10 protein-coding genes are annotated in these 13,300 nt (G+C 73.2%); 7 read left to right on the top strand and 3 right to left on the bottom strand.

Features of this window, described 5'->3' with window-relative positions; translation table 11 throughout:
* Window positions 1-70: 70 nt before the first annotated feature.
* Window positions 71-4,033 (bottom strand): type VII secretion protein EccCa, encoded by a 3,963-nt coding sequence (gene eccCa, locus ACQP03_RS02915; protein WP_357124025.1) that lies wholly within the window; start codon window positions 4,031-4,033, stop codon window positions 71-73.
* A 166-nt stretch (window positions 4,034-4,199) separates the two neighbouring features.
* Here eccCa and eccD point away from each other — a divergent pair, with 166 nt between their 5' ends.
* Window positions 4,200-5,600 (top strand): type VII secretion integral membrane protein EccD, encoded by a 1,401-nt coding sequence (gene eccD / locus ACQP03_RS02910; RefSeq protein ID WP_357124022.1) that lies wholly within the window; start codon window positions 4,200-4,202, stop codon window positions 5,598-5,600.
* A gap of 111 nt (window positions 5,601-5,711) precedes the next feature.
* Here eccD and ACQP03_RS02905 read toward each other — a convergent pair whose 3' ends face one another.
* Together ACQP03_RS02905 and ACQP03_RS02900 are read right to left on the bottom strand one after the other, a co-directional pair.
* Window positions 5,712-6,032 (bottom strand): MerR family transcriptional regulator, encoded by a 321-nt coding sequence (locus ACQP03_RS02905; RefSeq protein WP_357124019.1) that lies wholly within the window; start codon window positions 6,030-6,032, stop codon window positions 5,712-5,714.
* Between the two features lie 659 nt (window positions 6,033-6,691).
* Entirely contained in the window at window positions 6,692-7,879 is a 1,188-nt protein-coding gene (locus ACQP03_RS02900) for a type VII secretion protein EccE (protein ID WP_357124016.1), read from the bottom strand.
* 150 nt (window positions 7,880-8,029) lie between these two features.
* On the opposite strand from ACQP03_RS02900, the gene eccB reads away from it, so the two are divergent.
* The 6 genes from eccB to ACQP03_RS02870 all read left to right on the top strand — a co-directional run bounded on the left by eccB (window position 8,030) and on the right by ACQP03_RS02870 (window position 13,276).
* Window positions 8,030-9,568 carry a type VII secretion protein EccB gene (gene eccB / locus ACQP03_RS02895; RefSeq protein WP_357124013.1) on the top strand — a complete coding sequence of 513 codons (1,539 nt, stop codon included), beginning with the start codon at window positions 8,030-8,032 and terminating at the stop codon, window positions 9,566-9,568.
* Between the two features lie 87 nt (window positions 9,569-9,655).
* Window positions 9,656-10,024 (top strand): hypothetical protein, encoded by a 369-nt coding sequence (locus tag ACQP03_RS02890; protein WP_357124010.1) that lies wholly within the window; start codon window positions 9,656-9,658, stop codon window positions 10,022-10,024.
* On the top strand, window positions 10,017-11,285 hold the full coding sequence (locus ACQP03_RS02885; RefSeq protein WP_357124007.1) for a hypothetical protein: 1,269 nt from the start codon (window positions 10,017-10,019) through the stop codon (window positions 11,283-11,285). The genes ACQP03_RS02890 and ACQP03_RS02885 overlap by 8 nt, the downstream gene beginning before the upstream one ends.
* 182 nt (window positions 11,286-11,467) lie before the next feature.
* The gene (locus tag ACQP03_RS02880) at window positions 11,468-11,821 is read left to right on the top strand and encodes a hypothetical protein (RefSeq protein ID WP_357124004.1); all 354 of its coding nucleotides are present in this window, start codon (window positions 11,468-11,470) and stop codon (window positions 11,819-11,821) included.
* A gap of 234 nt (window positions 11,822-12,055) precedes the next feature.
* On the top strand, window positions 12,056-12,859 hold the full coding sequence (locus ACQP03_RS02875; protein ID WP_357124001.1) for a hypothetical protein: 804 nt from the start codon (window positions 12,056-12,058) through the stop codon (window positions 12,857-12,859).
* 78 nt (window positions 12,860-12,937) lie between these two features.
* The gene (locus ACQP03_RS02870) at window positions 12,938-13,276 is read left to right on the top strand and encodes a YkvA family protein (RefSeq protein ID WP_357123998.1); all 339 of its coding nucleotides are present in this window, start codon (window positions 12,938-12,940) and stop codon (window positions 13,274-13,276) included.
* The last annotated feature ends 24 nt before the right edge of the window (window positions 13,277-13,300 follow it).

The following is a 13,300-nucleotide window of genomic DNA, read 5'->3' as shown; positions in this document are numbered from 1 at the left end:
GGGACGGTTCGATGGATGATGGTGGATCGGACCGGTGGGACGACCCGTACGGACCACCCGGACGGCTCGATCAGGCCGGCTCGGACCAGGCGGTCTGAATGAGCTGCTGACCGTCGCGCCGCCGCACGAGGGTGCCCCGACCGGGTGGCTGCGGGCTCGGACGCAGCGTGCCGAACACGGCGCCCTCCTCCCGGTTGCCGGACATCAGCAAACCGGGCGAATCCAGCTCACGCAGGCGTTGCAGCACCGGCTCGTAGAGCGCCCGCGCCACGCCGCCGACCCGGCGGGTGATGATCAGATGCAGGCCGATGTCCCGGGCCTGCGGCAGCAGCTCGTGCAGGGCGCTCAGCGGGTTGCTGCCACCGGAGGCGACCAGGTCGTAGTCGTCGACCAGGATGTACAGGTCCGGACCCTTCCACCAGCTGCGGTCCCGCAACTGGGCGGTGGTCACGTCCGGGCCCGGCAGACGGTTGGACAGCGCGCTGCGGATCGAGGCGAGCCCCTGCGCGAACGCCTGGTTGGACGGCGCGTAGTCGAGCAGGTGATCGCCCTCGACCGCGCCCAGCAGGCCCCGCCGGTAGTCGGCGATCACCAGCCGGGCCTGGGCGGGCGTGTACCGCTCGGTGATGCCCCGGGCGATGAGCCGCAGCAGGTTGGTCTTGCCGCACTCGGCGTCGCCGAAGACGGTCAGGTGCGGCTCGTTCGCCAGGTCCAGGTAGACCGGCGCGAGCGCCGACTCGTTGACACCGATCGGCAGGCCGGGCGCCGACCGGTCGATGATGCGCGCCAGCTCGGGCACCGGCAGCCGGCGCGGCAGCAGCCGTACCTTCGGCGCGGGACGCCCCGGCCAGTTCGCCGCCACGTGTCCGGCGAGCGCGATCGACGCCTCGCTCAGGTCCTCGATGTCGCGCCGACCGTCGATCCGCGAGATGGCCGTCAGGAAGTGCAGCTTGTCCCGGGTCAGGCCGCGACCGGGCGACTTCTCCGGCACGTTCATCGCCGAGCGCCGGTCGATCTCGGACTCGGCGGCGTCGCCGAGGCGCAGCTCCAGCTTGGTGCCGAGCAGGTCCCGCATGTTGATCCGGATCTCCGCCCACCGCACCGCCGTGAGCACGACGTGCACCCCGAAGCCGAGGCCCCGGTTGGCGAGCGTGGTGATGGTCTGCTCCAGCTCCTCGTAGTCCTGGCGCAGCGTGTTCCAGCCGTCCACCACCAGGAACACGTCGCCGAACGGGTCGTCGGCGAACTCGCCGGCCGCCCGCCGACGTCGGTAGCTCGCCACCGAGTCGATGCCGTGCTGGGCGAAGCGTGTCTCCCGGTCGTCCAGCACCGCGACCACCTCGGCCACCGTGCGGCGCACCGCCTCGACGTCCCGTCGCCCGGCCACCCCGGCCATGTGCGGCAGCCGTTCGAGGCTGCGCAGCGCGCCACCGCCGAAGTCCAGACAGAAGAACTGCACCTCGCGGGACGTGTGGGTGAGCGCCAACGAGGCCAGCAGCGACCGCAGCATGGTGCTCTTGCCGCTGAGCGACCCGCCCACGATGACCACGTTGCCGCCCGCGCCGGCCAGCTCGACCATCATCGGATCGCGGCGCTGCTCGTACGGGCGGTCCACCACACCGACCGGCACCGTCAGGCGTCCCCGGCCCGGCCAGGACGCCGTGCACAACCCGTAGGTCGGGTCGACGGCCAGCGGGCCGAGCAGCTCGCCCAGGCCCGGTGGGTCGGCCAGCGGCGGCAGCCACACCTGGTGAGCCGGTCGGCCCCGCCCCTTGAGCTGCTCGATCAGCACGTCCAACATCGCCACGGCCTTGCCGTCGGTCGGCTGCTCCGGCTCCGGCGCGGTGTCCACCGACACCTGCGGAACCTGCGCGGGGATGAAGTTGACGCCGTACGGCACGATCCGGCGCTGCACGAGGGCCTGTGACGTGGAGGCCTGCTGGCCGGGCGCCCGGTACGGCCCCGAGACGTACGCGGCCCGGAACCGCAGCATGGTGTTGGTGTCCGTCTTCAGGTAACCGTGCCCCGGCGCGCTCGGCAGCTCGTACGCGTCGGGTACGCCGAGCACGATCCGGCTCTCCACGGCCGAGAAGGTCCGCAACCCGATCCGGTACGACAGGTGGGTGTCCAGACCCCGCAGCTTGCCCTCCTCCAGCCGCTGCGAGGCCAGCAACAGGTGCACGCCCAACGACCGACCCAATCGGCCGATCATCACGAACAGGTCGATGAAGTCCGGCTTCGCGGCCAACAACTCGCTGAACTCGTCACAGATGATCAACAAGCTCGGCATGGGCGCCAACGGTTCCCCCGCCGCTCGCGCCTTCTCGTACTCGAACCGCGAGACGTAGTTGCCCGCCGCCCGCAGCAACTCCTGCCGCCGTACCATCTCGCCGGCGAGCGCGTCACGCATCCGGTCGACCAACGGCAGCTCGTCCGCCAGGTTGGTGATCACCGCGCTGGTGTGCGGCAACGCCTCCAACGAGGCGAACGTCGCGCCGCCCTTGAAGTCCACCAGGACGAAGTTCAGCTCCTCCGACGAGTGGGTCACCGCGAGCGCGGCCACCACCGTACGGAGCAGTTCGCTCTTGCCGGAACCGGTCGCGCCGATGACCAGGCCGTGCGGGCCCATGCCCTCGTGCGCGGACTCCTTGAAGTCCAGCTCGACCACGTTGCCGTCCGGGCCGACACCCAGCGGGATGCGCAGCCGGTCGCGGTGACCGCGCGGCCGCCACGTCTGGTGTACGTCCACCGCCGCGGCGTCGCCGACGCCGAGCAGGTCCGGAAGCTCCATGCTGCGGGCCAGCGGCTCCTCGTTGCTGGTCTGCTGCTGCGACAGCCGGTACGGCGCGATCTGCCGGGCCAGCCCTTCGGCCGCCTCGGCGGAGAGCCGGTCGGGCCGGCCGAGACGCGAGGTCGAATTGCCCCGGATGAGGTCGAGCGCGTTGCCGTCGCCCGCGTCCAGGCAGAGCAACCAGCGGCCGGCGTCGCGCGGCACCGTCCCGGACAGGTCGATCAGGGTGACGCCGAGCAGACCCTGACCCACCAGTTGGCAGGTCGGGGAGATCTCGCCACCGTCAACCACCACGACGAGGTGCGGCGCGGTGGTCAGCGGCTTCGCCTCGGCCGCGAAGCGGGGTCGCCCGGCCAGCTCGGCGGCGAGGGACTCCTCGGCCTCGGCCAGGCTGGCGAAGACCAGACGACGCGCTCCGGCGGCGTCCGTCCGGCCACTGTGGTGGGCGTGCGGCAACCACTTCACCCATTCCCAGACCGGCTGCCGGTCGGGCGCGGCGACCACCGCGACCACCAGGTCGTCGGGGGCGTGGAAGGTCACGAGCTGGCCCAGGGCCGCCCGCGTCAGGTCGAGCACCGGGTCCCGGTCACCGCGCAGCACCACCCGGCTGAACGCGCGGACCGACAGCGCGGTCGGCAGTTCGGGCACCGTGGTGTGCGCGCGGACGAACCGGCGCAGCGCGATGGCGCTCATCGGCTCCAGGTCCTCGACCGGCTTGGTCTCCGGGGGGACGATCTCCACGGCGAGCCGCTGCGGGCCCATCGCGATCCGCGTCTCGCCGAAGTCCGGCTCGGTGATCCGACGCTCCCACAGCCGACGGGACGCCGCGATCGACCAGAGCGCGTCGGGCTCGGGGTGCCGCCAGTCCATCGCGTCCCGCTGCTGGGCAGCCGCACGACGGGTGCGCTTGCGCATCTGCGCCAGGTAACGCATGTAGTCGCGGCGGTCGGCGTTCAGCTCGGCCTTGTCGTTGCCGCCGTTGCCGAGCGAGCCGATGGCCATGCCGAGCATCGACACTCCGAACAGGCCACCGGCGACGTACGTCATCATGCCGCTGCCCCGACCGGCGTAGAGGAACGCCATCGCGCCGACGCCGCAGACCATCGGCAGGATCATGAGCAGCTGCCCCATCCCGCGCGGTGTCGGCTCGGGCAGCTCGGGCGGGGACTCCAGCACCACCTCGCCACGCGGCAATGCCGGCCCCGGTTGACGCGGAGGTCGGCGGAACACCACCGTGCTCACGGCTGTCTCCTCCCCAGAAGCGGCCCTGCCGTCGTGCCGACGCGACGCGAAGCTCGCGGGTGGGCACTGTACGTGCCCGTCATCGTAGGTAATCTCCCGTGGGCGCGGTGCACCCGCACCGTGGCGCCGCGGCCCGCTGATCATAGATGGACACCAGGAGGCCACTGTGGCTACGAAGTCGGCGACCGGCGGTCTGAGCCGGATCACCATTGTGGCCCCCCGTACCCGGATGGACCTGGCGCTGCCCTCGGACGTACCGATGGCCGACCTGCTGCCCACCCTGCTGCGCTACGCGGGGGAGGACCTGGCCGACGACGGGGTGCGGCACGGCGGCTGGGCGTTGTCCCGGCTGGGCTCGGCGCCGCTGGACGGTGGTCGTACCGCCGCGCAGCTCGGTGTCCGCGACGGCGAGGTGCTGTACTTCAACCCGCGCTCCGCAGCCGCCCCGGAGATCGTCTTCGACGACGTGGTGGACGCGGTCGCCACCGCCACCACGCAACGGCCAGGCTCCTGGCAGGTCGACGCGACCCGGTCGTTCGCCGTGCTGTTCGCCGCGGCGGCGTTCGGCGCGGGCGCGGTGGCGGCCCTGTTCACCGGCCCTCCGCACCTGCCCGCCGCGCTGGCCGCCCTGTTGGTCGCGGTGGCGCTGCTGGTCGGCGCGGCGGTGCTCGCCCGGGCCATGGGCGACAGTCGGACGGGCTCGGTGCTGGCGATGGCCGGGCTGCTCTACGCGGGTACCGGTGGCCTGCTGCTGCTCGCCGGGGACCGGAAGCTGACCGAGTTGGCCAGCCCACACGTCCTGCTCGCGGCCACCGCCGTGGTGGTCGCCGGGGCGGTGGCCGTGCTGGCGGTCGGTGACGACCGGTACCCCCTCTTCTTCGCCGCGATCGGTCTCGGCGCGGGGGCCGGCGTGGGCGCGCTGCTCTGCCTGCTCCTCAGCATCGACGCCGCAGCCGGCGCCGCGGTGGTGGCGGCCGTCGCCTTCGGCCTGGTGCCGGCGCTGCCGATGGTGGCCTACCGGCTGGCCCGCCTGCCGGTGCCGTCGATCCCCACCGGCCCGGACGACCTGAAGACCGACAGCGAGACGGTGGACGGGCGGCGGGTGCTTGAGCGCAGCGACCGCGCCGACGCGTTCCTCACCGCTCTGTTGTGGACGTTGTCGTTGCTGGTCCTCGGCGCGGAGGTGGTGCTGGCCCTGGACGGCGGGCTGGCGGCCGTGCTGCTGTGTCTGGTGCTGGCCCTGCTGTCGTTGCTGCGGGCGCGTCCGCTACTGGGCCGGGCGCAGCGCGTTCCGGTGCTGCTCGCCGGCACCGTCGGGCTGGGCCTGGCGGCCGCCGCGACCTTCGCGGGCGGCGCACTGGCGGTCCGGCTCGGCCTGATCCTCGGTGGGCTGCTGCTGGCGGCCGTGGTCAGCCTGATCTACGGCCTGTCCGTCGCCGGCAAGCGGATCTCACCGGTGTGGGGTCGGCTGCTCGACATCGTCGAGATCCTGCTGATCATCGCGTTGGTGCCGCTCGCCGTCTGGGTCTGCGGCATGTACGACTGGATCGTCAACCTGCGCCCCTGACGGGACGGCCGTAGTTTTCAGCGAAGACCGCGACCGCCCGTTGATCTCGTTCTGCCGCCTTGGCGGCAGACGGTCCTTCTCCACCCCGAGAAGGACCGTGCAGCGTGCGGGTCAGGCGGCGCCGCCCTGCTGGCGGCATACGTGGTCGCGGTGGTGCTGAAGGGCCTCTTCCAGCTGGTCTTCGAGGATGATGATCCGGCAGGCGGCTTCCAGAGCGGTGCCGTGGTCGACCATCTCCCGGGCTCGTACGGCCAGGCGCAGCTGGTATCGGGAGTAGCGGCGGTGGCCGCCGGCGGAGCGGAACGGGACGATCAGTTTCGCCTCGTCGAGGCGGCGCAGGAAATCCTGCGAGGCGCCGACGATCTCGGCGGCCCGGCCCATGGTGTAGGCGGGGTAGTCGTCATCGTTGAGCATGTCGTCGGGTTGGGCCATACATTCCTTCTTCGTGAACGAGGGCCCCGGCGCATGTCGCGCCGGGGCCCAGGGTTACGGGTTGAATACACCATCTACCGACAGGTTCGTCGGGTTCTCGTTTCCGCACCATGCCGTCATCAGCAGGCGGTGCGAGGATCGCATAAGCGTGACCGGAGACCACCTCGCGTTCAAAGTGATTACGGTGTCCACCGCAGAACTGGAACTACGTCCCGACGGCGGGCGATCCAACGGCGTCAAACCCTCCCTTTCCTCTGCTTTAACCGACCTACTGTGCTGTCCGTCGATGCCGGAGCCCCACGCGACTTCCTGGCCCCGAGCATGTGCGGCGGATCCCTGCCGCGTCAGGCGGAGCCCCGAACATTGCATCGGCCCTGCCTGCGGTTGCCCTGACCTGGAGTTACGTCAAGGTCTTGTCGTGCACGTGCCATGTTGCACGCGGTGATGTGGTTCCACCGCGGTTACCGAGCGGGCCCCGAGAACTTCCGGGCCCTGCTTCGACGCTCGGCCTGTTACGTCGGCGTCTTCAACCGATCTTCCTCGTCAACGGGGACAACACTAACTGGCCCGGCCCAGGAAATCTAGTCTTTCGAGACTAGATTTCCTGGGCGACTGACTGCAGGTTGATGCGCCTGCCGGGCTGGGCCCGGAAGGAACGGTCAGCGGGGCTGTCGGCGGCCGACTCCGCCGAGCGCCGAGGCGACCGGCGCGCTGGCGTAGACGCCCGGCCCGTGCTGGCCGTCCATCGGCCGGGCCGGCGTGCCGGCCCGTTGCGCCATGTCCCCGACGACCTTGACCAGCGCCTCGACGTGGTTGTCCATGGCCGCGACCCGCAGCAGCGGGGCCGCCACGCGCCCGTCGGGCGACACCGTGGCCGCCACCGTGTGCGAGGGCGCGGACGTGGCGGTGATCGCGTCCACCAGCGGGCCGAGTGGCGCGCCCGGCCGGGCGCGCAGGGTCAGGCAGCGGTGCGTCCAACCACCGCCACGCAGCCCCGACCAGGTCTCCGTCGGTGGCTCGGGCACCAGGTCCAGTCCGGCAGCCGAGACCACCGCGGCGCGCAGCTCGTCGCGGCCCAGCGGCCGGTGGGCCAGCCCGGCCGCCGTCAACGCCTTGCCCAACCGGCCGATCCCGGCGGCCAGCGTGCGGTGGACGCCCGGCAGACCGCCGCCCCGGCTGACCGTCTCCACCCGTGCGTCGCGGACCGTGAGCCGCAGCGCCACCCAGACGGTCCGGTGTGCGGCCGGTGGCGCGCCCGCAGCCGGATACCAGACCAGGGTGTGCGCGACCACCTGGGCTCGGGAGACCGGCGCCGAGAAGTCCCCGAGCACCCGCAACGCCCGGTCGACGGTCGACGCCTCCACCGAGCCGACCGCGGCGCCGGTGGCCGGCTGCAACGCGACCGCCGCGAACCAACCCTGGTCATCCTGCCCGATGCCCAGCCGGGTGCCCCGGTCGGTCAGCTCGATCACACCCAGCTCGGGCGCCAGCGCGGCCAGCCGGGGGTCTGCGGCCGTCCCGCCGGCCAGGGCCGCGGCGGCCCGTTCACGTCGGCGACGCATCCGGCGGCGCAGCAACACGTCCTCGAACCACCAGCGACCACCACGTCGGGCGAACGCGGACAGCACGACCACCGCCGCCACGACAGCCACCGTCGCGAGCAGCCAGGTCGGACCGGCCGTCGCGGCCCAGACGGCGACGGCACAGACCTCGAGTACGACGAGCTGGCCGACCAGCAGCGGACCGATGCGCCCCCGGCCCGGCCGGTCGGCCGCGGCGGTGACCCGCGCCGGAACGCCGGACGGCCGCACGGCGGCATCCGCGGGTGGCGCCTGAACCTGCGTCATCGCTGACTGTCCCTCCTGGACGGTACGGCCCTGAGCCGCGGGGTGGCCCGGCGGTGGCCCCGAGGACCGGCCGTCGGCCCCTTATCGTAGGGAAGCCCGCGACGGCACCCCGAGGACATCGTCGCGGATCCACCCCGCCGGAGGTAAGTCATGCGGACCCGCCGTGATCAGGTGCAGGCGTACCGCTTCGTCACCCGCCGGATCGTCTCCGCGCTGCTGTCGGGTGATCCGGAGACCACCAACCTGCCGATGCGACGGCTCGGCATGGCGGTCTTCGGCAGCGTGATCGCCGCCGCGGTGGTCCTCGGTGGCGTGGGCGCGTACGGCCAGTTGACCGGGAACACCGCACCGCTGGACGAGAACACGTTGGTCATCGAGCGGGAGACCGGCGCCACCTACGTGTACGCCCAGGGGCAGCTGCACCCGACGCTCAACTACACCTCCGCGCGGCTAATCCTGAACGAGCCGGACCCCACGGTGCGCACCATGTCGCAGGCGTCGCTGCGGGACCGGCCACGCGGCCGTACCGTCGGCATCGTCGGAGCCCCGGACGCGCTGCCGGACCGCAAGTCGTTGACGGGTCTGCCGTGGTCGGTCTGCGACGTGCCCGACCCGGTCGACCCGCGCCACTCCACCACCCGCGTCGTGATCAATCGGGCGCTGCCCGGCGGTACGCCGCTCGGTGACCGCGCGGTGCTGGTCACCGTGGACGGGCAGCGGCACCTGCTCGCCGCCGACTCCCGACTGGAGGTGCGGGGCGGTGACCAGGCCGTCGCGGCACTGCGGATGACGGGTACGGCTCCGCTGCCGGTCGGGCAGCAGCTCCTCAACGCCGTACCGGCCGGACCGCCGCTGCGCAAGCCGTCGCTGCCCGGTCTGGGTGAGCGCAGCGGGTTGAGCGTGGCCGGCCGGCCCGCCACCATCGGCCAGGTCTTCCAGGCGGCCGGGCAGCACTACGTGCTGGCGCGCGAGGGTCTCGTCTCGATCAGTGAGATCACCGCGCTGCTGCTCATCAGTGGCGGCGGTCGGATCACCGACATCACGCCCGATCAGGCCGGGCGTCTCCTGACGGAGCAGCGGGTGGACGCGGACGGGATGCCGAGGACGCTGCCCACCCTGTATCCGGCCCGGGCCGGACAGACGCTGCTCTGCGCGACGTACCGGGAGGGCACCGCCGGTGGCCCGCCGACCACCACGCTGGAGGTGTTCGACCGGGTGCCGGCGGAGCTGGCGGACACCGAGCCGGGTTCGGTACCGGTACGCCAGGGCGCCCGGGACGCGGTGCGCACGGCCGAGTCGGTGCTGCTGCCCGGCGGCAAGGGCGTACTGGCCCAGGCTGCGCCCGGTGCCGGCACCAGCGGCTCCGGTGCCGCCGGCACGACGGTCTACCTGATCAGCCCTCAGGGTGTCCGGTACCCGCTCGGCTCGCCCGAGGCGCGGTCCGCCCTCGGCTACGACGGGGTCACCCCGCTGGCGGTGCCCGGCTCGCTGCTCGCGTTGATCCCGACCGGGCCGACCCTGGACCAGGAGTCCGCGCTCGCGCAGTTCGCGCCGGGTGACGCGGGGGCGACCACGCCGCCGTCGCAGCCGCCCTCGCAGTCCAGCTCGCCGACGCCCGACACGAGCGCCCCGGCGAGTGGCGGCACCGGCGGCTGGGTTCCCGAGGTATCGACCGGCACCGACGACTGAGCGGTTCATACGGGTCGCCCCGGCTCGCGGAGGTGGACTAACCTGGATCCGCTGACGGTTGTCAACCAGAACGACGGGGATGTTGCCATGACCGGGCGTACGGAAGTCGACCTGCTGTCCCTTGAGGACTTCCACCAGCACCTCGCGATGCGGCTCAGTCAGGCCGAGTCGGTGCTACGCAAGCTCAACACCGAGATGCAGTGCACTCCGCCGGCCCTGGGCTCGTTCACCGACGCAACCCAGAATTCGCGCCGCTACAGCGAGGTCCACCAGTCCTACGTGGAGCAGGCCGAACGGCTCCGGCAGGCCGTGCAGGCGGCGCAGCAGGCCACCGGCACCATCCTCGCCAACTACCGCACCGCCGAGGCGCGGAACGCGGCCAACGCCACCGACATCACCGCGGCGCTGACCGGGGTCGACCGGGCGTTGCAGCCGAAGGGGGACGGGCGTGTCTGAGTACACCCAGCGTTACCAGGGTCGGAGCCACCAGGAGCTGTACGACGCGGTGATGGTCGGCAAGCCGGAGCAGATCGAAGGGGTCGCCGCCCAGTGGGCCGCCCTCAAGGGCATCCTGGACGGTCTCGGCCGTGAGTTGAGCGGCGACCTCGAGAAGCTCGGCAACACCTGGACGGGCCCGGCGGGCCGGGAGTTCCAGCGGCGGCTGACGCTGATCGTCGACCACTCCGATGCCCTGGGCGAGGGCATGTCCGGCGTCAAGCAGGGTCTGACCATGATGGCCGGCCAACTGCGCACCGCGCACAAGAAGGCGGAGAGCCCCGAGGAGACCGACGACAACGACCAGGCCATCTCGGGCGTGCTCAAGGGCTCCGCCTTCGGCCTGCCCGGCGCGGTGGTCGGCGGCATCATGGGCCACCAGCAGGACAAGGAAGAGCAGGAGAAGGCCCACCAGCGGATGGTGAACCTGGTGGCCGAGCTGGCCGCCGGTTACGACCTCTCCGCCTACGACCGGGTGGTGGACCCGCCTCCGCCGCATCCGGAGACGCCGCGCACGGTCAACGACGACCGGCCGACGCCACGCAGCGGCCCGTCCAGCACGACGCCGTCCCGCGCTCCGATCGCCACCGGTCTCACCGCGCACCGGGGCGACGCGACGATCGCGACACCCGAGGGCGTGGCTCCTGGGCCGACCGCCGGGGGTGACTCGGTTCCCGGCCACGACGGTGGCACGTCGGTCGTCGTCATCGGGCCGGAGGGCGCCGCCAGCGACCCGGCGGGCACCTCCCTCGCCGGCGCGGACCCGCTGGTCAGCGGGGCCCTGCTCGCCGGCGGGGCGGCCGGACTGGCCGGCCTGTCCGGGCCGACCACCCTGCCCGCGAGCGCCGGGGGCGGCCCGGGCCTGCTCTTCGGGGCACCGGGCGGCGCACCGGCCGGCGGGGTGCTGCGCACCTCCGCGCTCGCCGGTTCCGGCAGCACTCCCACCACGTCGGCCCGGCCGACCGGCGGCACCGCCGGGGCGGAGAGCCGTTCGGCAAGCGGCGTGGGGCGGAGCATCGACGGCCGGCGCGGTGAGCCCGGTCGGGCCGCCGCGGCCGGCCGGCAGGGCCTGACGGGCAACGGCCGTCCCGGAGTGCTCGGCGGTCGGGGCCGTGCCGAGGATGACGAGTCCGACGACCGGCTGACCTGGCTCACCGAGGACGAGATGGTGTGGGGCGACGGCGGGGACGCCGCGCCGCCGGTGCTCGGCACCGGGGGCTGATCGCCGGCTACCGCACACGACCCCACGTGACCCCGCCGGACCCACTCCGGCGGGGTCACGTGCTTCGGCCCGCCGCCCGACCGCTGGTCGGCACCGTCCACTGTGCTCACGGTGGTCGTGGTCACTCCCGTTGTGCCCACCGTCGTGCTGCGCCGCGCCCCGCCGGGCGATAGGTTGGTCGGGTGTCGTCCGTAGCTCTGGTCCGCCCGGCCCGCTGGGCCGTGCTGCGGTCGCTACGGGAGCTGACCCGGCTGGCGGTCACCGCGCTGGTGCTCGCGGTCGGTCTCGGCGGCGCCCTCGCCGCCACCCCGCCGCCCGCGGAGGCGCAACTGCGCCCGACCGCCGTGAGCAGCCGGGTGGACACCGTCCGGCCCGACACCGCACCGACCACCGAGCGTACGAGCCGGCCGGCCCCTGCCACGCCGGCCGACGCGGTCGCCGCGCCCGCCGGTCCGGTCCTCGTGGGCACGGAGCACGCTCCGGCCGGCGTGCCCGGTCGCGGCATCCCGCCCCGACGCGGCCCTCCCGCGCGCTGACCCCGGTCCGCCAGGTCACCCGCCGCTTCGTCTGACCCACCTCCGGGTCGTCGTCCGGGTGCCCGACGCGCAGCCGCGCCCGTTCGGGCACGCCAGCCCAGCGACGGCTCTGCGCCCCGGCCCGCCATCGGAACAGCTCACCCCGACCACCCCGAGCCCGACGCGTCGAAGCGACGGGCGGTTCCGGTCGGGACCCATCCCTCGACACCGTCATTCGACCGCGAGGTGCTGATCATGCAGACCGTCCTCTCCGCCGTCCTGCCCGACGTACCCCGGGCCGCCGCCATCTGGCTGAGCCTGCTCGGGGTGGTCGTGTTCGCCGTCGCCGCGCTCCTGGTACGGCCCGGCCGCCTCCGCCTCCGCCTCGACCCGGCCGCCCGCATCCGCGACGCGGCCATGCCCAGCCACCTCGAACAGGTGCAGGAGCAGCGGGAACAGCGCCGCTACGCGCAGGAGATCGCGGTGGCCGCCGAACGCGCCGCCGCCACCGCCCAGCGCCGACGGGCCGAGTGGGTGGCCGCGCAGGAGACCGTCGAGGCGGCCTGGCAGGCGTTGGAGACGGCCGAGGCGGGCGTACGGCGGCTCGGCGCGGCAGCCGCGATGCCGTTGCCGCAGACCGCCCGGACTCCCGCCGAGTACGCCGACCGCGAGCGCTACCTGCACCGGGCCGCGCTGGACGCGTACTGGCGGCGGGAACTGTCGGTGGAGCAACTCAGTGACGTCTTCGCCCACCGGGACGGCTGGGATCCGCGGCTGCACCCCGTCGAGCAGGAGCTCGTGCTGCAACGGGCCGTCCGCGACAACCTGGCGGCCAAGCACGCCGCCGCCGTGGAGACCGAGCAGGCAGCGTGGCGGGCCGCGGAGCTGGCCGTGGCGGCGGCGCGCAGTCTCCGTGCGGAGGTCCACGCGGCCACCGGACGGCGCACGGCGGAGTCGGCCTCGGTGCTGCCGCTCAGCGAGGTCCTCCGGCCGGCCGCCGAGCAGACCCGGGAGAACGCGGTGGTCGCCCGTGGTCGGGCGGCGGTGCCGGTGTTCTGACCCGGAGGAGCGGCTCGCACGAGTCGCGCGGGACGGGCGTTCCGGGCCGGTTCGGCGTCGGTGGGTTAGCGTGACGGCATGTCCCGACAGTCGTGGGTCCTCGTGGTGATCGCCGGCATCCTGGCGCTCGCCACACTTGTCGGCGCGGTGGTGCTGGCGGTGCGTGTGGTGCGTACGAGGCGGCTGCTCACCGGGCTCGGCGCGGGCGGCAAGGTGGCCTTCTACGGGGCGTTGATCTACACGATCTTCCCGGTGGACATCCTCCCGGACCCGATCTACCTGGACGACATGGGCGTCCTGGCCGGCGCGTTGATCTACCTCACGCGGCTCGTCCACAAGCGCCGGGCGGCGGGCCGTCGTCTGCCCGGGCAGCCGGACGGCCCGTCGGCCCCGGACCGCACCCGCTCCGTACGATGATCAGCTTTGGCGCACACGACGGAG

This window comes from Micromonospora sp. CA-248212 (assembly GCF_050948405.1).
Taxonomy (GTDB): domain Bacteria; phylum Actinomycetota; class Actinomycetes; order Mycobacteriales; family Micromonosporaceae; genus Micromonospora.
This window is presented reverse-complemented; position numbering and strand designations above follow the sequence as displayed.